We start from the raw sequence: 20801 nt of genomic DNA, 5'->3' as shown, positions 1-20801 counted from the left end.
GGAAGAGGTTTCTTCCCGGGTGCTTGAGAAGCGTGCTCGGGAGAAAGGTCGGTCTGGGGGATCGCTGGGGGTGGATCTCTGATGCTGGTCATGGGCTTCGGATCCGCAGCGGCGGGTGGGGCTGCGACTGCTCTTCCCTCGGTCAGGGCATCCTGCCCTGACCGAGGGCGCACGCCATCCATGGCGTGCTTGGCGCAGCCTCCACCCGCGACCACTGCCGCGAGCGTCAGGATCGCGGCTTCGTGTCAGCAAAAAAAAGCGCCGGCCTTTCGGCCGGCGCTTGCGCATGACGTGGGGTGTTGTGCGCGGGATTACTTGGTGATGTCGACGTCCTTGGTTTCCTTCAGGAAGAAGGTGCCGATGATCAGGGTCATGACCGCGATCGCGATCGGATACCAGAGGCCGTAGTACAGGTTGCCGGTGCCGGCCACCAGCGCGAACGAAATCGCCGGCAGGAAGCCGCCGAACCAGCCATTGCCGATGTGATACGGCAGCGACATCGAGGTGTAGCGAATACGCGTCGGGAACAACTCGACCAGATAGGCAGCGATCGGACCGTAGACCATCGTCACGTACAGCACCAGGATCCACAGCAGCAGGATCGTCATGGGTACGTTGATGCGCGACGTATCCGCCTTCTCCGGGTAACCGGCCGTGGCCAACGCGCTCTTGAGCTCCGCACCGAACGCCGCCTGCTTCGCCTTCAGCTCGTCTGCGGGCAGGCCGGTCGCCTCGAACGACGTCGTCGACGTCTCGCCGACACGCAGCACCGCCAGCGAACCGACCGGTGCCGCTTCCACGCTATACGGCACGCCGGCGCGGGTGAGGGCCGCGGTCGCGACGTCGCAGGAACTGGTGAACTTGCGAACGCCCGCCGGATCGAACTGGAAGCTGCAGGTCTTGGGATCGGCGACCACGACGGCCGGCGACGCATTGCGTGCTTCCTCGATGCCCGGGTTGGCGTAGTGCGTGATGCCCTTGAAGATCGGGAAGTAGGTCAGCGATGCCAGCAGGCAGCCGGCCATGATGATCTTCTTGCGGCCGATCTTGTCCGACAACCAGCCGAACACCAGGAAGAACGGCGTACCCAGCAGCAAGGCCGCGGCGATCAGCAGGTACGACCACGTCGGGTCGACCTTGATCATGCTCTGCAGGAAGAACAGCGCGTAGAACTGACCCGCGTACCAGACCACGGCCTGGCCGGCGGTCGCGCCGAACAGCACCAGCAGCATCAACTTGAAGTTGCCGCCCTTCAGCGAATCGCGGAACGGCTGCTTGGAGCCCTTGCCCTCGGCCTTCATCTGCTGGAACAGCGGCGATTCGCTGAGCTGCAGGCGGATCCACACCGAGATGCCCAGCAGCACGATCGAACCCAGGAACGGGATGCGCCAGCCCCAGGCTTCGAAGGCCTCGTTGCCCAGCGTCAGGCGGCAGATCAGGATCACCGCCAGCGACAGGAACAGGCCGAGCGTGGCCGTGGTCTGGATGAATGCCGTGTACAGACCGCGCTTGTTGGCCGGTGCGTGCTCGGCCACATAGGTCGCCGCGCCGCCGTACTCGCCGCCCATCGCCAGGCCCTGCGCCAGTCTCAGCACGATCAGGATGACGGGTGCGGCAAAGCCGATCGACGCGTAGTTGGGCAGCACGCCGACCAGGAAAGTCGAGATGCCCATGATCAGGATCGTGATCAGGAACGTGTACTTGCGGCCGATGCGGTCGCCCAGGCTGCCGAAGAACGCGGCACCGAAGGGACGCACGAAGAAGCCCGCCGCGAACGCCAGCAGGGCGAAGATCATGCCCGTGGTTTCATTGACGCCACTGAAGAACTGCTTGGCGATGATGACGGCAAGCGAGCCGTACAGATAGAAGTCGTACCACTCGAAGACGGTACCCAGGCTGGACGCGAAGATGACCTTTTTATGGCCCTTCGTCAGGTCCTGCTTGGGGGCATTGGCAGTTGTCGTGGACATGTTGGCTTCCCCTCCGAAGCGTTCGTGTAGGTGTGCGGACACGGCGGTGCGCCGTGAAACCGGTCAGACGTGCGGCATGTACGGCAGTTGTTGGGAGATCGGTGACGGTGAAGGCGGTGGCGCGACAGGCCGGCACTCCGGCCGGTTGCCGCAGCGCAGGGCCTTGCGGCCCTGCGTGCAGGACATCAGAAGCTGTAGCGGGCCATCGTATGCAGGCGCATCAGCTCGCCGTTGGCGCCGGACTCGAGCGTGCGCTCGCCCCAGATCGCCTCGATGCCGAAGTCGAGCTTGGGCGCCGGCGACCAGATCAGGTTGGCGTGCATCGACTGCACCTTCTGGGTCACGCCGAAACCGGTCCATGCGGTGTCGTTGTCCCATTGCGAGCGGGCGTAGAACAGGTTGCCGCGCAGGCCCGGGCTGAAGACATGGCGCAGGCCGACATAGGCCGCCCAGCCACCCAGCGCGTCGAGGTTGCCGGCGGCGTCGGCGATCGCATCCTGCTGCACGGTGGCCAGGCCGATGTAACGGCCGATGCCGTCGCCGGCGGTCGCCTGGTAGCGGATGTCGGTGCTGTCGCCCAGCTTGACCAGGCCGCTGACGCTGGCACCGTAGCCGGTATCGGTGCTGCTCTGGCCGGGAACGGGTTCATACTTGAGCTGGCGCGCGACGCCGGCCACGCTGAAGTGGCCCCAGCTGCCCTTGTGGGTGTAGCGCGCGGTGACGTCGGGCAGGGCGCTGTTGTCGCCGGCGATGACGCGCGCGGCGCCGCCGAACGGCTGCACCGTCGTCTCCGGGCTTTCCAGGCTGACCGTCCAGGCGCCGCTGGTGTAGCGGATCTGCGGCTGGCGCACGAACACCACGGCATCGGTCGGGCCGACGAAGTCGACCGAGTCGATCAGCGCATTGGTGTCCATCAGGTTCGACCAGGTCTGGCCGACCAGCCAGTTGTTGTAGGTCAGATAGGCATGGCGCAGCGTCGTGCCGTAGGTGTTGGTGGCCGCGGTGTTGCCGAGCGTGCCGCCGAAGAAGTCCATCTCGAAGCGGGCGCCCAGCTTGTCGCCGGAATCGAGCACGGTGCTGGCGTCGAACCAGATCCGCGAGAATTTCGCGTGCGCATCGACGTAGGTGTCCGGGGCATCGCCGCCGACCGGGATCGCGCCGGGTACGTAGAAGTCGCGGCCGGCCGTGCCCTTGGCGATGTCGCCGTCGGTGGTCTTGGTCGCGAAGCCGTCGATGCGGATGTTGCCGCCGACGGTGAACTTGGTGCCGGGGTTCGCGCCGGGGGTGATCGTGCTGGCCTGGATGGGTTGGGTGCCGGCCGGCAATGCCGCCGGGGCCGCCGCCTGCGCGGTGCGCACCTGGTCGAGCTGGGCCTGGGTGGTGCTGATCGCGCCCTGTTGCTGCTGCTGCGACGACAGCAGCGCCTGCACCTGCTGCTCGAGCTGCAGGACGCGAGCCTCAAGCTCCTTTTCCTTGGCGGTCTGGGCCAGCGCCATGCCCGGCGCCAACAGTGCGAACAGGACGGCGGTCGCCAGCGGGCGACGCCTGCTGCGTTGCATGGTGTTGTGTTGCGTGGACATAAGATCCCCTCCCAGGGTCATGACGATTGAGACGGACCGTACAGACGGACCATCGCAGCCTGCGCTGCCGGTGCCGCCCCCGCCAATTCGCCATTGGTCGAATGCCGACGGGCGGTCACCACACCCGATCGCGCCTTTTCATACGAAGGTCTAACCCTTGTTGGATGGACTTGCGGCACACTGGAGGAGAGGGGAGATGCCGCTACGGGAGGAGCCCACATGTCCGACACCACACAACTGATCTACCCGGTCCCACCAGCCTTCGCCGCGAAGGCCGGGATCGGCCGCGACGACTACGAACGCCTGTACCAGCAGTCCATCCAGGATCCCGATGGCTTCTGGGGCAAGGTCGCTGGCCGCCTGGACTGGTACCGCACGCCCACCCAGATCCGCGACGTCAGCTACGACCTCAAGGACTTCCGCATCCGCTGGTATGCCGATGGCGAGCTCAACGCCAGCGTCAACTGCCTGGACCGCCACCTGGCCACGCGCGCCGACAAGACCGCGCTGATCTGGGAGCCCGACAGCCCGGACGCCGAGGCCCGTTACGTCAGCTACCGCGAGCTGCATGAGCGCGTCAACAAGCTGGCCAACGCGCTGCGCAGCCTGGGCGTGGAGAAGGGCGACCGGATCACGATCTACCTGCCGATGATCATCGAGGCCGCGGTGGCGATGCTGGCCTGCGCCCGCATCGGCGCGATCCATTCGGTGGTGTTCGGCGGCTTTTCCGCCAACTCCATCGCCGATCGCGTCGGCGACTGCGGCAGCAAGCTGATCATCACTGCCGATGAAGGCCTGCGCGGCGGCAAGAAAGTGCCGCTGAAGGCCAACGTCGATGCTGCGCTGAAGCTGCCCGGCACCCAGACCGTCGAAACCGTGCTGGTCGTGCGCCATACCGGCGGCGCGGTCGACATGCAGATGCCGCGCGACCGCTGGTACGACGCCGTCGTCGACAGCCAGCCCGCGTTCTGCGAGCCCGAGCGGCTCAATGCCGAGGATCCGCTGTTCATCCTCTACACCTCCGGCAGCACTGGCAAGCCCAAGGGCGTGCTGCATACCACCGGCGGCTACCTGACCTACGCCAGTTATACCCATGAGGCTGTGTTCGACCTCAAGGAAGACGACGTCTACTGGTGCACCGCCGACGTCGGCTGGGTCACCGGGCACAGTTACATCGTCTACGGTCCGCTGGCCAACGGCGCGACCGCGCTGATGTTCGAGGGCGTGCCGAACTACCCGGACGTGTCGCGCTTCTGGAACGTCATCGACAAGCACAAGGTGACGATCTTCTACACCGCGCCGACCGCGATCCGCGCGCTGATGCGCGAAGGCGAAGAGCCGGTCAAGCGTACCTCGCGCAAGTCGCTGCGTCTGCTGGGCACGGTCGGCGAGCCGATCAACCCCGAGGCCTGGCGCTGGTACCACGATGTCGTCGGCGACGCGCGCCTGCCGATCGTCGACACCTGGTGGCAGACCGAGACCGGCGGCATCCTGATCTCGCCGCTGCCGGGCGCGATCGACACCAAGCCCGGGTCGGCGACCAAGCCGTTCTTCGGCGTGCAGCCGGCACTGGTCGATGCCAATGGCGAGCTGCTCGAAGGCGAGGCCGAGGGCAACCTGGTGCTGCTCGATTCCTGGCCGGGCCAGATGCGCAGCGTCTATGGCGACCATGCGCGTTTCATCGACACCTACTTCAAGACCTATCCGGGCACGTACTTCACCGGCGACGGCTGCCGCCGCGATACCGACGGCTACTACTGGATCACCGGTCGCGTCGACGACGTCATCAACGTCAGCGGCCACCGCATCGGCACCGCCGAGGTCGAGAGCGCACTGGTCTCGCACCCCAAGGTCGCCGAGGCCGCGGTGGTCGGGTTCCCGCACGACATCAAGGGCCAGGGCATCTACGCCTACGTCACCCTGATGGATGGCGAGGCCTACACCGACGAACTGCGCAAGGCACTGGTCGCGCACGTGCGCAAGGAGATCGGCCCGACCGCATCGCCGGACCACATCCAATGGGCGCCGGGCCTGCCGAAGACGCGCTCGGGCAAGATCATGCGCCGCATCCTGCGCAAGATCGCCGAGAATGCCCCTGACCAGTTGGGCGACACCAGCACGCTGGCCGATCCATCGGTCGTCGATGCGCTGGTCAAGGAGCGGTTGACGCGCTAGGCGCAGGACAGGCCAGCCCTCCGGCGGTTGAAAGCCGGGAGCCGGGCGTCGGGAACCGTGGAAACGGTGTCCCGCTCCCCCGGCTCCCACCGTTCCTGCAGACCGGTGTTGCGGTTGCGGTGGATGTTTTTCCGTTTCGTTTTTCTGCTCTTGCGATTCCAGACTTTCGATTATTGTCTCAACGATTTCCGGCCCCTCAATGACCACCCTGCTGATTGCCGACGACCACCCGCTGTTCCGCGAAGCCCTGCGCGGCGCGGCGTTGCGGGTGTTGCCGGACGCGGTGGTGCACGAGGCCGACAGTGCGGCGGCGTTGTTCGCGATGGTCGAGGAGCATTCCGAGGCGGACCTGCTGCTGCTCGATCTCAACATGCCGGGCGTGCAGGGCTTCAGTGCGCTGGTCCACCTGCGTGCGCAGCATCCGCAGTTGCCGATCGTCATGGTGTCGGCGCGCGAGGAGCCGCTGATCATGCGTCGCGCGCTGGATCATGGCGCGATGGGCTTCGTCCCCAAGTCGGTCGATGCCACGATCATCGGCGCGGCGTTGCAGAAGGTGCTCGATGGCGACCGCTGGATTCCCGATGGCATTGCCGATGTGTCGGCGGTGTCGCCGGAAGAGCACCAGGTCGCCGCCCGCGTGCGTGAACTGACGCCGCAACAGTTCCGTGTCCTGCAGATGCTGGGCGCCGGCATGCTCAACAAGCAGATCGGCTACGAGCTCGGCGTGTCCGAAGCGACGATCAAGGCGCATATGAGCGCGATCCTGCGCAAGCTCGGCGCGACCAATCGTACCCAGGCCGTGTTGATTGCCGGCAAGCTGGCCGTGGACCCCGAAAGCGTCGCCGCGATCGCAGGCGACGACGGCGAGGGCTGAGCGCGACGCCTTTCGGCGGCAGAGCCGTCGGTGACTGCGGTTCGCACGGCATGGCATCGTGACCGCGTGATTCCATTGCGATGCAGCGATGCGAGTGGGTGGGTGTTCACTCACGGGATCACCTTGCGGGATCTCGTCGGGATCACCGCGTCGGCGGCAATCCTTCGAGGCTCAGGCCACCGGTGCGGTCGACGCGCGTCCGCTGCCCGCGCGCTGTGCCAGCAGGAATGCGCGCAACGAGGCAGGTTTGACCGGTTTGGTCAGTACGCGATAGCCACGCGCCCGCGCTGCGCGCTTGAGTTCGTCGCTGCCGTCGGCGGTCAGCAACGCACCCGGCAGCTTCGGCACGATGCCGCGCAGCAGGTCCAGCGTGTCGAGACCGTCGAGGCGGTCGTGCAGGTGGTAGTCGACCAGCAGGACATCGGGCTGCGCCGACATCTGCTCCAGCGCCGCATCCACCGTGGTCGCCAGCAGCGGCTGCACCTGCCAGCGCGACAGCAGCGCCTCCATGCCGGCCAGGATGTCGGGATCATTGTCGACGCAGAGCACGCGCAGGCCGGCCAGCGATGGATCATGATCGGCGATCGACGCCGGCCTTGGCAGTGCCGGCACGGTCGCAAGCAGGCTGCGCGGCACGATGATCGAGAACATGCTGCCGCGGCCGACCTCGCTGCGCCCGTCCAGCGCATGCTCGAGCAGGCGCGAGATGCGCTGGCAGATCGACAGGCCAAGCCCGAGCCCGCGACCATCCCAGTCGAAGGGCTGCTCGTAGCGGTGGAACTCGTCGTAGATCTGGCGCATGTGGTGTTCCGGGATGCCCGGACCGGTATCCCAGACCTGCAGGGCGACCATCTCGCCGCGACGGCGCGCGGCCAGGACCACGCGACCGCTGCGGGTATAGCGCAGCGCATTGGCCAGGAAGTTCTGCAGGACGCGGCGCAACAGGCGACGGTCGCTGCGCACGGGCAGCATGCGCGCATGCACGCGGATCTCGATCTTGCGCGCCGCCGCCATCGGCGCGTACTGGCTGGCCAGCTCGCGCAGCAGCTCGCCGACGTCGAAGTCGGTCAACTCCGGACGTAAGGCGCCTGCATCCAGGCGCGATACGTCGAGCAGGCCGTCGAGCAGCTCTTCTGCGGCGCGCAGCGAGGTGTCGATGCGTTCGGCCAGGTGCAGCTGCTGGCCGATCTCGGTGCTGTCGCGCAACGCGGACGTGAACAGTCGCGCCGCGTTCAAGGGTTGCAGCACGTCGTGGCTGACCGCGGTCAGGAAGCGCGAGCGCGACTCCTGTGCGAGTTCGGCCTCACGCGTGCGTTCGACCACGCGCTGCTCCAGGTTTTCGTTGACCTCGCGCAGTTCGCGTTCGACACGCTTGTAGTCGGTGACGTCGCTGTAGCTGGTGACATAGCCGCCGCCGGGCAGGGGCTGCCCGCGCAGCTCCAGCACCTGTCCATTGCTGCGCACGCGTTCGGACACGTGCGCCGAGCCGGCGCGCATGTAGCCGACGCGCTTCTCGATCTTGTCCTCGATGTCGTCCTGTCCTAGGTCGCCCAGTTCGCCGCGTTCGGCGTTGAAGCGGATCAGGTCGGCGACCGGGCGGCCGACGTAGAGCATGCCGTCGGGATAGTTGAACAGGCGCTGGTAGCGGCGGTTCCAGGCGACCAGGCACATGTCGCGGTCGACCACGCTGACGCCCTGGTCGATGTTTTCCAATGTCGACGACAGGATCTCGCGGTTGAAGCGAAGCTCCTGCCCGGCCTCGTCGAGCAGGGCGACGACCTCGGCCACTTCCATGCCTGAGCCGCGCAGCGCGCTGGTCAACACCAGTCGCGCCGAGGCCGCACCGATCGCGGCCGCCAACAGGCGTTCGGTGAACTGCACCCAGTTGCGGTCGGCGCGCGCAGTGGGCAGCAGCTCGCGCTTGAGCACCACGGCCTGTTCGTCGAACGCGCGTTGCGCGGTGCGCTCGCCGACGATGCGGCCGGCCAGCGTCAACAGGTCGCCGACCTGGACGTTGCCGTGCCAGGTATCGGATGACAGCGCATTGCGCTCGGCATAGGGATCGAGGAAGGGCGCCGCGCGGATGCGTTCGTCCAGCGTCGGCCGCCAGCGTGCGGAGACCAGCAGCAGCGCGCCGACGTTCATCAGCAGCGACCAGAACGTGCCATGCGTCAGTGGATCCCAACCGCCCAGCCCGAACAGTTGTCGCGGCCGCAGCCAGGCGATGCCGAGCGGGCCGTCGATGAGCCAGTTGCGGTCGATCCAGCCGGCATCGGTCAGCGTCGGCAGCAGCAACGTGTAGATCCAGACGCTGAAGCCGATAATCAGGCCGGCCTCCGCGCCCTGGCGACTCGCCCCGCGCCAGTACAGGCCGCCGAACAGCGCAGGCGCGAACTGCGCGACCGCCGCGAATGCCATCAGTCCGTATGCGGCCAGCGCGGTATCGCTGCCGCTGAGGCGGTAGTAGCCATAGGCCAGACCAGCGATCGCGATGATCGCGATGCGGCGGATCCACAGCACCGTCGAGGCGACGTTGCCACCGTGCCGCTGCGCCCAGCCGCGCCGCAGCAGCGGCGGCATCACCAGGTCGTTGCTGACCATCGTCGCCAGTGCCACGGTCGAGACGATGACCATGCCGGTCGCCGCCGAGAAGCCGCCGACATAGGCCAGCAGGGCCAGCATGTTGCTGTGCTCGGCCAACGGCAGCGCCAGCACGAAGCTGTCGGACGCAACGCCGCTGTCGCGCCCGAACAGGGCGACGCCGGCGCTGGCGATCGGCAGCACCATCAGGCTGATCAGCACCAGATAGATGCCGAACAGCCAGCGCGCACGCCGGATGTCGGCGACGTTGCCACATTCGACGACCGCGACATGGAACTGGCGCGGCAGGCAGATGATCGCCGCGAACGCCAGCAGCGTCTGCCCGACGAAGCCGACCGGTGGCGCGTTCTGGAACAGCGCCTGGGTGGCGTCGACGATCGGCAGCTCATGCTTGTTGAGCCAGCCGTAGGCGAACAGGCCGACCGCGATCAGCGCGACCAGCTTGACCAGCGATTCCAGCGCGACGGCCAGCATCATGCCGGGGCGATGCTCGGTGGCGTCGACCTGGCGGGTTCCGAACAGGATCGCGAACAGCGACATCAGCGCGGCGACGTAGATCGCCGGGTCGCCGATCGTGCTATTGGCCATGTCCTGGCCGCCGAGCACGCCGAGGCTGATCGTGACCGCCTTGAACTGCAGGGCGAGGTAGGGCACGGCGGCGACGATGGCGATGACCGCGACCAGCGCGGCCAGCCGTTGCGAGCGCCCATAGCGCGAGGCGATGAAGTCGGCGATCGAGACGGTGTTCTGCGACTGCGCGATCATCGCCAGCCGCTCCAGGATCCGCCAGCCGAACAGCAGCATCAGCAGCGGACCCAGGTAGATCGGCAGGTAGCCCACGCCGTAGCGCACGGCAGAACCGACGGCGCCGTAGAAGGTCCACGACGAGCAGTACACCGCCAGCGCCAGGCTGTAGACGACGGGGCGCAGCCATGGCCGCTGCGGATACAGCGGATAGCGGTCGCCCAGCCATGCCACCGCGAACAGCACCGCAGCATAGCCCACCGACACCAGCAGCAAGACCCAGCCTGGCAGCACGCGTGTTGTCCTTCGCTCGGGAAGCCGAGAGTGTACGCGGCCCGCCGCCGGCGTTCGCGCCCGCGTCAGACGGTTGTGGTGGCCTGGGCTGACCGATCACTAGCGCTCGCGGCCGCTCGCCGCGGCGCCGCTACAGGAACGAATCGGCCAGCCGCGCGATGCCTTCGAGGCTGCGTCGCCAGGCCGGGCGGCGGCGCAGGGTGTCGGCGCTGACGGTATCGGCCTCGGCCAGGTAGGCGTCCTCGATGGCACGCAGCTGGGCAACCACCGCGCGGTCGTAGCAGACCAGGCCGATTTCGGCGTTCAGCGCGAACGAGCGGATGTCGAGGTTGATCGAGCCGACCAGGGCGATGTCCTCGTCGATGCTCAGGTGCTTGGCATGCAGGAAATGCGGCCGGTACAGGGCGATGCGCACGCCGCTGTCGACCAGCTCGGCATAGTAGGACGACTGCGCCCATGCGGTCAGGCGCTGGTTGTTGCTGGCCGACAGGATCAGTTGCACGTCCACGCCCGACAGCGCGGCGATGCGCAGTGCGCTCAACGTGGCGTCGTCGGGAATGAAGTACGGCGTCACCAGCACGACACGGCGGCGCGCGAGGTGGATCAGGGCGTTGACGGTATCGCGCGCGTTCTCGAACGGGTAGGCCGGGCCGCTGGGCAGCAGTTGGGTCGCGACATCGGCATCGGGCAGCGCCAGCGTCGGGATCACGTCGAGGCGCTCGCCGGTCTCGATGTACCAGTCGCTGGCGAACACGGCTTCCAGGTGTGCCAGCACCGGCCCTTGCACGCGCGCGACGAGCTCGCGGTTCGGGAATTCGCGGATGAAGCCGGCATCGGCGAGGTTCTGCGAGCCGACGTAGGCTGCGCGGTTGTCGATCACGGCGATCTTGCGATGGTTGCGCAGGTCCATGCGGCCGCTGCGGCGCCAGCGCAGTCCGCCGGGGAGCATGGCATGCACCTGCACGCCGGCCTGGCGCAGGCGGCACGCGTAATGGCGCAATCCACGTTTGGCGCCGACGGCATCGAGCAGCACGCGACAGGTCGCGCCGCGTGCGGCGGCGCGCTCCAGTGCCTCGACCACGGCCTCGCCGACGGCATCGTCGAACATCAGGTAATACAGCAGGTGCACGCGCTCGCTGGCGGCATCGATGTCGGCCAGCAGGGCCTGCAGCGAGCCGTCGTAGTCATCGAGCAGTTGCACGGCATTGCCGTGCGTGGGCATGAAGTCGCCCAGTCGTTCGAGCAGGGGGACCATCTCGGCGTCGGCGCCATGGGGGCCCGGTGTCCAGCGCAGGTCGGCCAGCAGGGCTTGTTCGTCACGGATCACCTGCGAGGCCAGTCGTTGTCGCTGGATGCGCTCGCGCGACAGCCATGGGTGGCCGAAGAACAGGTACAGGGGCAGGCCCGCCAGGGGGACGAAGCCGACCAGCAGCAGCCAGCTGCGTGCGGCCGCTGGACGCGTGCGGCTGGGGATCCACAGCAGTGCGCCGATCCGGATCACCCAGTCGATGACGAGGATCCACACGCTGGCGTTGAGCTCGGACCAGGTCATGCCCGGATTGTGCGGGGATCGTGCGCGCTGCGCGAGTCCGGTCGGGGTTTGATTGGCGGCGAAGGGGGCTCGTGGGGATCGCTGATCTGGTTGGATTGCCGACAGTGGTTCACTGGCTTCTGCTGCTCTTCTGATGACGTGCGAGAAAGGGCTCGAAGCTGGATCGCCGGTGTCGGACTTGCAGCGGCGTGCCGGGCTGCGGTTGCTCTTCCCTCGGTCAGGGCGTCCTGCCCTGACTCGGGCGCACGCCATCCATGGCGTGCTTGGCGCAGTCTCCGCCCGACCCGCCACTGCCGCGAGCGTCGGGATTGCGGCGTCGACAGGTCTAGCGCGCCCTCGCCGTCGAAGACATCGGCTCATCCAAAATCAGTGCGTCGCCTCGGCCGGGGATTGCGGAGAGCGGGCCGTGGATGGCCCGCGGCGGCGAGTCAGCCATGGGTGAGCAGGGGCTGCTTGCGCGGCACTGCCGCGCAGCCCATGCGAACGCCCGGCGTGCTTCGCCGGGCCGCACAGCGGCACGGGCTGACCGAGCCGAGGAGTAAGCCCTGGGCGGGGCGATGCAGCTTCCGAAGCCGACCAAGCCAAGCCGTTGCCCTCAACTCCGAGAAAACAGAGCTGAAAAGCAGAGCCGCTGAGCCCGGAATTGCAGCAGCGTGTCGGGCTGCGATTGCTCTTCCCTCGGTCAGGGCATCCTGCCCTGACTCGGGCGCACGCCATCCATGGCGTGCTTGGCGCAACCTGCGCCCGACCCGCCACTGCCGCGAGCGTCAGGATTGCGGTGTCGGCAGGGTATCGACGCATGCATCCCATCGAAGACCTCGGCCCCTCCGACGCCAGTGCGTCGCCTCGGCCGGGGATTGCGGAGAGCGGGCCATGGATGGCCCGCGGCGGCGAGTCAGCCAAGGATGGCTGACCGAGCCGGGCAGCAAGCCCTGGACGTGGCGATGCAGCTTCCGAGGCCGACGAACACGAGCCGTTGCCTTTAACTTCGAGAAAAACAGAGCCCAAGAGCAGAAAAGCAGATTCGCTGAGCCCGGACTTGCAGCGGCGGGTCGGGCTGCGGTTGCTCTTCCCTCGGTCAGGGCGTCCTGCCCTGACTCGGGCGCACGCCATCCATGGCGTGCTTGGCGCAGCCTCCACCCGACCCACCACTGCCGCGAGCGTCAGGATGGCGGCGTCGACAGGTCTAGCGCGAGCGCCGCCGAAGACATCGGCTCATCCAACATCAGCCGCCCGCGCCTCCCCTCCGATGTGACATAGGCATGCGAACGGTCACCCTGTCCCCCGGAGAACGCCCAAAGAAAAACCCGCCTTGCGGCGGGTTCTTCAGGGAAACAGATCGATGGTCCGCGCAGGCGCGGATTACTTGATCTTGCCTTCCTTGTAGACCACGTGCTTACGGACGACGGGATCGTACTTCTTGATCTCCATCTTGCCGGGGGTGTTCTTCTTGTTCTTGTCCGTGGTGTAGAAATGCCCGGTGTTAGCCGAGGAAATCAGACGGATCTTGTCGCGCTTGCCTGCCATGATGCTTTACTCCTCAGACCTTTTCGCCACGGGCACGGAGCTCGGCGAGCACGGCATCGATGCCGTTCTTGTCGATGGTGCGCAGGGCCTTGGTGGAAACACGCAGCTTGATCCAGCGGTTTTCGCTGGCAACCCAGAACCGGCGCTCATGCAGGTTCGGAAGGAAGCGGCGGCGGGTCTTGTTCATGGCGTGCGACACGTTGTTGCCGGTCGTCGTACGCTTGCCGGTGACTTGGCATACTCGGGACATTACGCACCTCGAATGTGTTTGATATCGCCCTTAGCCAGGGAGATGGCGGCCCCGGCCCAGTGATGCGGATGCATCGCGGACCACGCAGACGGGTCAGGTTTCACGCTGCACGGGGTGGCGGATTGCGCTTCCGGTCCACGCCCGCGACCCGGAAACAGCGGGGGTCGGGCACAGCGAGCCGGGCATTATGCCTGTCGCCGCCCCGTCGGGCAAGGCGGGAGCGGGTTGCGGGCGGCTCGCGGGCCGGGAGAACGCCCGCTCAGGCCATGGCGAGCGCGTCCAGATGCCCGGCCAGTCCGCCCCCTGCGGTCGCGGCGTTGACGTGGTCGAAGTAGTCGTACCAGCCGCTGGCGGCGATGCCGGCCAGCAGCGCATCGCGTCCGGCAGCGTCGTTGAAACGCCAGATCCCGACGAAACGGTGTCCGCTGGCCAGCGCCGTTGCCGGGTCGACCTCGCCCAGCGCCAGCACCTCGATGCCGGCATCGGCCAGGGCCGCCATCCCAGCACCGATGGCCGCGAGGAAGGCGTCGCGCGCGCTGCGCGGCAGCGCCAGCCATGCGGCGTTGGGAGTGTACAGCTCGACCAGGTAGTGGGACATCAGGGCGTCTCGGGTGTGGAAAGAAGGCGTTCGCCGCGTCGGCAGATCCGCTCCGTCGTCGCGGCGGGCGAGGCTTGGCGCCATTGCCGGCAACGGTCGCGGACCCAGCCCGGCGCATCCTTGGCGGCATCGTTGAGCCAGTTGCCGACCGAGTCCTGCACGTACGGCGAAGGGTCCGCACGCAGCGGCTCCAGGATCGGCAGCGCCCGTTGCGGGGCCTGTTTCAGTGCGGGCAGGTGCGCGCACCAGACGCCGCGTGGGCGAAGCGCCTCGCTCGCGAAACGGCGGATGCGCTCCGATGGCGACGCCGTCCAGTCGGCCAGCCCCGCGATCGCCGTGTCCAGGTCCGCTGCCAGCGCTGGGCGGACCGCCAGCCAGGCCCACTCGCGGACGCCGAAATGCGGGTCGTCGGCCAATGGCTGGATCGCCGCCAACCGCGCGCGCGTCGACAGCCCCGGCTGCGCACCGATGATGAAACAGGCCCAGCCGCGCACGGTGTCTGAAGCGTGGTGGCGGCAGACCTCGGCATGCGCCGGGCCGTATTGCGCCAGCAACACCTCCGCTATCGTCCGCATGCGCCGCAGGATGCCGACCGCGCCGGACACCTTTGCACGCGCCAGCGCTTCGGCCGGCAGGCCGGGATGCGTGGCACACAGCAGGGCCGTTTGATCGATCGCCAATCCTTCGGCCAGCGTCGCGGTCGACAACGTGCCGGCCTGCAGCGCGGCGAGCACATCGGCAGGGATATCGGCGGCCCGCGATGCCCCCTTGCGTGGGCGGTGCGGGGCGGGGGTGGCCTCGCGTGGCCTGCCGTGCCGGCGCTTGGCCGTAGGGGGAGCGTCGCGCGTCATCGGGTGGGCGTGCGCGCAGCCAGTCCACCGGCGACCTTGCCGAGCAGGCCGGCCAGCGTGCTGCGTTCGCGCGCGTTGAGGCCGGAGAACAGTCCTGCAATCCAGCGGCCGTGGGCTTCGAACAATGCGCCCGCCAGCGCCTTGCCGTGCCGGGTCAACTGCACCCGCAGCGCACGGCGGTCATCAGGGTCGGCCTGCCGTTCGACCAGGCCCTCGCGTTCCAGGCCATCGAGCAGGCCGGTCACCGTGGCCCGGGTGACCCCGGCGCGGCTGGCCAGGGCGTGCGCGGCCAGTCCGTCCTCGGCCGCGTCGAGCAGGAACAGCAGCACGAAACGGCCTTCCGACAGGCCATGCGGCGCCAGCAGGGCGGCGCAATCGCGATCGATGGCCGATGCCAACGACAGGGTCTGGAAACACAGCGCGATGCCGTCGAGGTCCGGCAACTGGCGGCGCTGGGCTTCATCCAGCAGGGCGAGGTACTTCTGTTCGAGGGGTTGCATGATGTCGCCATATTATATGGCGGCTAATCATATAGCCAGCGCGCATGACGGAACCGCGCAGCGGATCGCAAGGGCTCGCCGTTGCTTGAACACGCCGCCGCTTGCTCGCCGCTACTTGAAGTAGCTGCGCAGCATCCCCGACAGCGCCTCACTCTCGGCCTGTCGCGCCTGCGCGTCCGGCTCCTGCACCAGGTGCGCCTGGAGGTGGTCGTCCAGCAGTTCGACCATCAGCGACTGCGCCGCGCCCTTGATCGCCGCGGTCTGGGTCAGTACCGCCAGGCATTCGGGGTCGTCGAGCAGGGCCTTCTCGAGTGCTTCGACCTGGCCCTTGAGCCTGCGTACGCGCGTCAGCAGGCGCGTACGGTTGCCGGAAACATGCGACATCTGACTGTTCTCTATACCCCTGGGGGGTATAGCATAACGCGCTCCGCCCCCCTCGATGCCGCCGCCATGTCATTGCAGGCCGCTGCCGCCGACCGCCAGCACACGCACGCCTTCGACGAAGGCAATCCCCTGGCTGAGCGCAACACCCGCCGCGCCGTGCTGCTGACCGCCGCGATGATGGTGGTCGAGATCAGTGGCGGCTGGTACTTCAATTCGATGGCCTTGCTGGCCGATGGCTGGCACATGAGTTCGCATGCGCTGGCCTTGGGGCTGTCGGTCTTCGCCTATCGCTTCGCGCGCCGGCACGCGCATGACCGGCGCTTCGCGTTCGGCACCTGGAAGGTCGAAGTGCTGGGTGGCTACACCAGTGCGATCCTGCTGCTCGGCGTCGCCGCGATCATGGCCTATCAGTCGATCGAGCGGTTGATGAACCCGTTGCCGATCCATTACGAGCAGGCGGTCGCGATCGCTGTCGTCGGCCTCGCGGTGAACCTGGTCTGCGCATGGTGGCTCAAGGACAGCCATGCCCATCACGCCCACCACGGGCATTCGCATCATGACCATGGACGTCAGGATCACGCGCATGAGCGTCGGATGCAGCCCGCGCAAGGACAGCATGCCGACCACGACCACGACCACGACCACGACCACGACCGCGAGCATGCGCACCTCCATCAGCACGCACACGGGCACACACACCACGCCGACCTCAACCTGCGCGCGGCCTACCTGCATGTGGTCGCCGACGCCGCGACGTCGGTGCTCGCAATCGTCGCGCTGGTCGCCGGCTGGCGCTGGGGCGTGCAATGGATGGATCCGGCGATGGGCCTGCTCGGTTCGGCGCTGATCGTCATCTGGGCCTGGGGCCTGCTGCGCGACAGTGGCCGCGTGCTGCTGGATGCCGAGATGGACGCGCCGGTCGTGGACGAGATCCGCGACGTCATCGCCCACGATGTGCGCGACGCCCTCATCACCGACCTGCATGTCTGGCGCGTCGGCAAGGGCAAGTACGCCTGTGTGCTCGCCGTGGTGAGCGACGGTGAGGTTTCGGCGGACCAGATCCGCAATGCGCTCGCCGTGCATGAGGAACTGGTGCATGTCACCGTCGAGGTGCAGCCGCTGATGCGGGCCCGCCCCGCGCGCTGAGCGCGTGAGCGCCTGGGCGAGTGTGCCGAGTGTGGCGTCCGGCATCGAAGCCTGTCCCGGATATCATGCCGCGGCATGTCCGATATCCGAAGACGTGTTGCCGATGCGCGACGACGCGCGGATGCGCGCGTCCTAGAATAAGCGGGTTGCCAGGAGCCCTCCGCAATGTCCGACTCTGCTATCGCTGCCTCATCGTATTTCGAACGCGTCGACCACCATCGCTTCCGGCCGACCGTGCATGTCGGCGGCGGCTGGAACCCGGACGAGCAACACATCGCACCGGCGTTCGGCTTGCTCGCGCATGCCGTCGAAGCCGACCGCGATGCGCGTCGCGACGATGGCCTGCGCCTGGGACGTGTGTCCTACGACATCCTCGGCATCATCCCGATGGATGTCGTCGACATCGAGATCAACGTCCTGAGAGCGGGCCGCACCATCGAACTCGTCGAGGCGCGCATGCAGCATGGCGGACGCACTGCGGTGATCCTGCGCGCGTGGCTGATGGCGGGCAGCGACACCACGGCCATCGCCGGTACCGGACTGTCGTCGATCGCGCCGCCGGAACAGATGGCGCCCTGGGATGTCGGCAGCCGTTGGCCCGGCGGCTTCGTGCGCTCCGTCGACGTGCGCCGTGACGAGCCCGAACCCGGCAGTGCCCGCTACTGGGTCCGCACTGCGCACGCACTGATCGCCGGCGAGACTGCCAGCGCGACCGCCCGCATGCTGGGCCTGGTCGATGTCGCCAACGGCATCACGCCGCGCGCTGAACCTGGCGACGTCGCATTTCCCAACCTCGACCTGACCGCGCACCTGTTCCAGGCGCCGCGCAGCGAATGGATCGGCTTCGATACCCGCGTCAGTTTTGGCAGCGATGGCATCGGCCTGACGCACAGCGTGCTGCACGATGTCGCCGGCCCGATCGGCGCAGTGTCGCAATGCCTGACGGTGCGGCCGAAGTAGGCAGGCTGCGGTGCGCCTGGCGCCGCCGGCGGGGCACAAGGCGCCGCAGCGACCGAAGTCCCGTCGGTCTTCGTGTCGACCTCACCGACAGGCGCGGCCAGGCTCTCGCTCATACCAAGCGCGACTCCGGTTGACCGCATGCACCACGGACAGCATGACGGGGACTTCGATCAACACGCCGACGACGGTTGCCAGCGCGGCGCCCGAGTGCACGCCGAACAGGCTGACCGCCGTGGCCACCGCCAGTTCGAAGAAGTTGCTGGCGCCGATCAGCGCCGAAGGGCCGGCGACGCGATGGGCGACGCCCAGCCGGCGGTTGAGCAGATAGGCCAGCCCGGAATTGAAGTACACCTGGATCAGGATCGGGACCGCGAGGATTGCGATGACCAGTGGCTGCTCGATGATCTGCCGGCCCTGGAATCCGAACAGCAGGATCAGGGTGGCGAGCAATGCTGCCAACGAGATCGGGCCCCACTGATCGATGGCCGCTTGCAGCCGCGCGCCGCCGCCGCGCGCCAGCAGCCATCGCCGCAACGTGAGGGCGACGGCGACAGGTACGAGGATGTACAGGGCAACCGACAGCGCCAGGGTATCCCAAGGCACACGGATCGATGAGAGCCCGAGCAACAGTGCGACCAGCGGTGCGAACGCCACGACCATGATCGCGTTGTTGAGGGCGACCTGGCTCAGTGTGAAGTTGGCATCGCCCCGGCACAGCTGGCTCCACACGAACACCATCGCCGTGCAGGGTGCGGCGGCAAGCAGGATCAGCCCTGCCATGTAGGCATCGACCTGCGCGGCCGGCAGGGCGTCGGCAAACACATGCCGCAGGAAGACCCAGCCCAGCAAGGCCATCGAGAACGGCTTGACCGCCCAGTTGATGAAGAGCGTGACGCCGATGCCGCGCCAGTGTTGTCCGACCTGGCGCATGGCGCTGAAGTCGACCTTCAGCAGCATCGGGATGATCATCAACCAGATCAGCCCTGCCACCGGCAAATTGACCTTCGCGATCTCGGCGCTGCCCAATGCGGCGAATGCGTCGGGAAACAGATGGCCCAGCAGCGTGCCGGCCACGATGCACAGCAGCACCCAGACCGTCAGCCAGCGTTCGAACAATCCCATGCGTGGCGTTGCATCAGGCATGGACAGGCACGTCGTCGCCCGGCTGCACGAAGCCGATGCGATCGAGGGCTTCCTTGAGCGCGGCCCGGTCATCCCAGGTGTCGGCCGGCAAGGCCAGCAACGCCAGCAGGCGGGCCTTGATGATGCGGTGCGCCTGTTGGAACGCCTCGCGCCGCTCGCGATCGTCTCCGTCGACGGCCGCGGGGTCCGGCAGACCCCAATGGGCGCGCACGAAGTCGCCGAACACGACCGGGCACGACTCCGCAGCGGCGGCATCGCAGACGGTGATGACCAGGTCCATCGGCGCGGCGTCTTCGGCCGCGAACGCATCCCAGGACTTGCTGCGCAGGCCGGCGGTGGACATGCCCTCGGCGGCCAGTTGCGCCAATGCGTAGGGGTTCACGACGCCGGCAGGCTGGCTGCCGGCACTGAACACCTCGAAGCGGCGGCCGGCCCAAGCGCGCAGCGTGGCTTCGGCCAGGACGCTGCGGGCGGAATTGCCGGTACACAGGAAAAGAACGCGGCGTGTCATGGCGGTCATCTCGCAGGAGGATTCATTCGCGTCGTGCAATCAACAGGGTGGGCCGCCGCCAGGCGGGCAGGCCTCATCGCCCGATCCGGCGCAGCAGTTGTGGGTGAGGTAGGCGATCAGGTCGTTCATCGCCGCGTAGTTCGCGCGGTAGCAGACGTTGCGGCCCAGGTTCTCGCTGTCGATCAGGCCGGCATGCACCAGTTCCTTGAGATGGAACGACAGCGTGGCATTGGGGACCGACAAGGCCGCGGCGATGTCGCCGGCCATGCGGCCCTCAGGCCCGGCTTCGACCAGCAGCCGGAAGGCGGCCAGGCGTGTGGCGTGGCCGAGGGCGGTCAGTGAGGCTATTGCATGTTTTGTTTCCATTTTTCTAGAATAGTCGAATGAATATGACAGAACAAGGCTCGCCCCCGGATCTTCCCCATGTCGATGCACGCCAGCTTCCCGCGCCCCGCCTAGACCTGCTGGGGACTGCCGATGCCCATCCTCCGCGCATCCTGCTGCTGTATGGCTCGCTGCGTCCGGAGTCCTACAGCCGCAAGCTGGCGCTGGAAGCCGAACGCATCCTGCGCCATCTCGGCGCAGAGACCCGCGTGTTCGACCCGCACGGGTTGCCGATGGTCGATGACGTCGGCAAGGCGCACCCGGAGGTGCAGCGACTGCGCGCGTGGTCGCAATGGTCCGAGGGCCAGGTCTGGGTGACGCCGGAGCGGCACGGCACGATCACCGGCGTGTTCAAGAACCAGATCGACTGGCTTCCGCTGGAAGAAGGCAGCGTACGTCCAACCCAGGGCAGGACGCTGGCGGTGATGCAGGTCAGCGGAGGCTCGCAGTCGTTCAATGCGGTCAACACCCTGCGGATCCTAGGCCGCTGGATGCGCATGGTCACGATCCCGAACCAGTCGTCGGTGGCCAAGGCCTGGCAGGAATTCGGCGACGACGGACGCATGCGGCCGTCGGCGTACTACGATCGTGCCGTCGACGTCATGGAGGAACTGGTGAAGTTCACCCTGATGACGCGAGGGCGGAGCGACTATCTGGTCGATCGCTATAGCGAACGGAAAGGCGCGGACGACGCGCGTCGACTGGCGGCAGCCGCGAATGTCGTGGAGCCGCTGGAGAGGTAGGGCATCTTCAGTCG

Annotated in this window: 18 protein-coding genes; 5 read left to right on the top strand and 13 right to left on the bottom strand. The window is 67.4% G+C overall.

The genetic code is table 11. The annotated features are described in order from the left end of the window. Positions 1 to 311 precede the first annotated feature (311 nt). On the bottom strand, positions 312 to 1970 hold the full coding sequence (locus tag ACYX7E_RS00875) for an MFS transporter (protein WP_462078647.1): 1659 nt from the start codon (positions 1968 to 1970) through the stop codon (positions 312 to 314). 185 nt (positions 1971 to 2155) lie between these two features. Further along, positions 2156 to 3550 carry a DcaP family trimeric outer membrane transporter gene (locus ACYX7E_RS00870; protein WP_462078646.1) on the bottom strand — a complete coding sequence of 465 codons (1395 nt, stop codon included), beginning with the start codon at positions 3548 to 3550 and terminating at the stop codon, positions 2156 to 2158. Between the two features lie 219 nt (positions 3551 to 3769). Between ACYX7E_RS00870 and acs the strand changes: the two genes are divergently transcribed. Next, a complete protein-coding gene (gene acs, locus ACYX7E_RS00865) occupies positions 3770 to 5725 on the top strand; it encodes an acetate--CoA ligase (protein WP_462078645.1) in 1956 nt (651 codons plus the stop codon). A 199-nt stretch (positions 5726 to 5924) separates the two neighbouring features. Beyond that, the gene (locus ACYX7E_RS00860; RefSeq protein WP_462078644.1) at positions 5925 to 6599 is read left to right on the top strand and encodes a response regulator; all 675 of its coding nucleotides are present in this window, start codon (positions 5925 to 5927) and stop codon (positions 6597 to 6599) included. A gap of 171 nt (positions 6600 to 6770) precedes the next feature. On the opposite strand, the gene ACYX7E_RS00855 is transcribed toward ACYX7E_RS00860, so the two are convergent. The 8 genes from ACYX7E_RS00855 to ACYX7E_RS00820 form a co-directional block, all read right to left on the bottom strand. Next, the gene (locus tag ACYX7E_RS00855) at positions 6771 to 10238 is read right to left on the bottom strand and encodes a hybrid sensor histidine kinase/response regulator (protein ID WP_462078643.1); all 3468 of its coding nucleotides are present in this window, start codon (positions 10236 to 10238) and stop codon (positions 6771 to 6773) included. Positions 10239 to 10368: 130 nt separating this feature from the next. After that, positions 10369 to 11790 (bottom strand): cardiolipin synthase, encoded by a 1422-nt coding sequence (gene cls / locus ACYX7E_RS00850; protein WP_462078642.1) that lies wholly within the window; start codon positions 11788 to 11790, stop codon positions 10369 to 10371. A gap of 1362 nt (positions 11791 to 13152) precedes the next feature. Continuing rightward, positions 13153 to 13320: a 50S ribosomal protein L33 gene (rpmG, locus tag ACYX7E_RS00845; protein WP_462079041.1), complete on the bottom strand. Its 168-nt coding sequence runs from the start codon at positions 13318 to 13320 to the stop codon at positions 13153 to 13155. Positions 13321 to 13330: 10 nt separating this feature from the next. Then, positions 13331 to 13567, bottom strand: a complete 237-nt coding sequence (rpmB, locus tag ACYX7E_RS00840; protein WP_462078641.1) for a 50S ribosomal protein L28 — start codon at positions 13565 to 13567, stop codon at positions 13331 to 13333. Positions 13568 to 13826: 259 nt separating this feature from the next. Next, positions 13827 to 14165, bottom strand: coding sequence for a DUF6616 family protein (locus ACYX7E_RS00835; RefSeq protein WP_462078640.1), 339 nt, complete (start codon positions 14163 to 14165; stop codon positions 13827 to 13829). Beyond that, positions 14165 to 15016, bottom strand: coding sequence for a DNA alkylation repair protein (locus ACYX7E_RS00830; RefSeq protein WP_462078639.1), 852 nt, complete (start codon positions 15014 to 15016; stop codon positions 14165 to 14167). Before ACYX7E_RS00830 ends, ACYX7E_RS00835 begins: the two co-directional genes overlap by 1 nt. Beyond that, positions 15013 to 15516, bottom strand: a complete 504-nt coding sequence (locus ACYX7E_RS00825; protein ID WP_462078638.1) for a MarR family winged helix-turn-helix transcriptional regulator — start codon at positions 15514 to 15516, stop codon at positions 15013 to 15015. Before ACYX7E_RS00825 ends, ACYX7E_RS00830 begins: the two co-directional genes overlap by 4 nt. A gap of 111 nt (positions 15517 to 15627) precedes the next feature. Further along, a complete protein-coding gene (locus ACYX7E_RS00820) occupies positions 15628 to 15900 on the bottom strand; it encodes a metal-sensing transcriptional repressor (RefSeq protein WP_462078637.1) in 273 nt (90 codons plus the stop codon). Between the two features lie 66 nt (positions 15901 to 15966). Between ACYX7E_RS00820 and ACYX7E_RS00815 the strand changes: the two genes are divergently transcribed. Then, the gene (locus ACYX7E_RS00815; protein ID WP_462078636.1) at positions 15967 to 17046 is read left to right on the top strand and encodes a cation diffusion facilitator family transporter; all 1080 of its coding nucleotides are present in this window, start codon (positions 15967 to 15969) and stop codon (positions 17044 to 17046) included. Between the two features lie 165 nt (positions 17047 to 17211). Continuing rightward, on the top strand, positions 17212 to 18006 hold the full coding sequence (locus ACYX7E_RS00810) for a thioesterase family protein (protein ID WP_462078635.1): 795 nt from the start codon (positions 17212 to 17214) through the stop codon (positions 18004 to 18006). A gap of 81 nt (positions 18007 to 18087) precedes the next feature. Here ACYX7E_RS00810 and arsB read toward each other — a convergent pair whose 3' ends face one another. From arsB to ACYX7E_RS00795, 3 genes are read right to left on the bottom strand one after another with little or no spacing between them, the layout of a single operon-like run. Continuing rightward, positions 18088 to 19128 (bottom strand): ACR3 family arsenite efflux transporter, encoded by a 1041-nt coding sequence (gene arsB, locus ACYX7E_RS00805; RefSeq protein ID WP_462078634.1) that lies wholly within the window; start codon positions 19126 to 19128, stop codon positions 18088 to 18090. Positions 19129 to 19141: 13 nt separating this feature from the next. Continuing rightward, complete coding sequence (locus ACYX7E_RS00800) at positions 19142 to 19660, bottom strand: arsenate reductase ArsC (RefSeq protein WP_462078633.1); 519 nt, start codon at positions 19658 to 19660, stop codon at positions 19142 to 19144. 39 nt (positions 19661 to 19699) lie between these two features. Then, positions 19700 to 20026: an ArsR/SmtB family transcription factor gene (locus ACYX7E_RS00795; RefSeq protein ID WP_462078632.1), complete on the bottom strand. Its 327-nt coding sequence runs from the start codon at positions 20024 to 20026 to the stop codon at positions 19700 to 19702. A 23-nt stretch (positions 20027 to 20049) separates the two neighbouring features. Here ACYX7E_RS00795 and arsH point away from each other — a divergent pair, with 23 nt between their 5' ends. Next, the gene (gene arsH / locus ACYX7E_RS00790; protein ID WP_462079040.1) at positions 20050 to 20787 is read left to right on the top strand and encodes an arsenical resistance protein ArsH; all 738 of its coding nucleotides are present in this window, start codon (positions 20050 to 20052) and stop codon (positions 20785 to 20787) included. The last annotated feature ends 14 nt before the right edge of the window (positions 20788 to 20801 follow it).

This window comes from Luteimonas sp. RIT-PG2_3 (assembly GCF_054902115.1).
Note: the sequence above shows the minus strand (reverse complement) of the source record. Positions and strands in the feature narration are given on the sequence as shown.

Bases quoted from the DNA above. Each gene is read 5' to 3' on its own strand.
- ACYX7E_RS00825 (WP_462078638.1), bottom strand. From the start codon at position 15,516: ATGCAACCCCTCGAACAGAAGTACCTCGCCCTGCTGGATGAAGCCCAG.
- ACYX7E_RS00815 (WP_462078636.1), top strand. From the start codon at position 15,967: ATGTCATTGCAGGCCGCTGCCGCCGACCGCCAGCACACGCACGCCTTC.
- ACYX7E_RS00860 (WP_462078644.1), top strand. From the start codon at position 5,925: ATGACCACCCTGCTGATTGCCGACGACCACCCGCTGTTCCGCGAAGCC.
- arsH (WP_462079040.1), top strand. From the start codon at position 20,050: ATGACAGAACAAGGCTCGCCCCCGGATCTTCCCCATGTCGATGCACGC.
- ACYX7E_RS00875 (WP_462078647.1), bottom strand. From the start codon at position 1,970: ATGTCCACGACAACTGCCAATGCCCCCAAGCAGGACCTGACGAAGGGC.
- ACYX7E_RS00835 (WP_462078640.1), bottom strand. From the start codon at position 14,165: ATGTCCCACTACCTGGTCGAGCTGTACACTCCCAACGCCGCATGGCTG.
- ACYX7E_RS00820 (WP_462078637.1), bottom strand. From the start codon at position 15,900: ATGTCGCATGTTTCCGGCAACCGTACGCGCCTGCTGACGCGCGTACGC.
- ACYX7E_RS00830 (WP_462078639.1), bottom strand. From the start codon at position 15,016: ATGACGCGCGACGCTCCCCCTACGGCCAAGCGCCGGCACGGCAGGCCA.
- acs (WP_462078645.1), top strand. From the start codon at position 3,770: ATGTCCGACACCACACAACTGATCTACCCGGTCCCACCAGCCTTCGCC.
- ACYX7E_RS00795 (WP_462078632.1), bottom strand. From the start codon at position 20,026: ATGGAAACAAAACATGCAATAGCCTCACTGACCGCCCTCGGCCACGCC.
- arsB (WP_462078634.1), bottom strand. From the start codon at position 19,128: ATGGGATTGTTCGAACGCTGGCTGACGGTCTGGGTGCTGCTGTGCATC.
- ACYX7E_RS00800 (WP_462078633.1), bottom strand. From the start codon at position 19,660: ATGACACGCCGCGTTCTTTTCCTGTGTACCGGCAATTCCGCCCGCAGC.
- cls (WP_462078642.1), bottom strand. From the start codon at position 11,790: ATGACCTGGTCCGAGCTCAACGCCAGCGTGTGGATCCTCGTCATCGAC.
- ACYX7E_RS00810 (WP_462078635.1), top strand. From the start codon at position 17,212: ATGTCCGACTCTGCTATCGCTGCCTCATCGTATTTCGAACGCGTCGAC.
- rpmB (WP_462078641.1), bottom strand. From the start codon at position 13,567: ATGTCCCGAGTATGCCAAGTCACCGGCAAGCGTACGACGACCGGCAAC.
- ACYX7E_RS00870 (WP_462078646.1), bottom strand. From the start codon at position 3,550: ATGTCCACGCAACACAACACCATGCAACGCAGCAGGCGTCGCCCGCTG.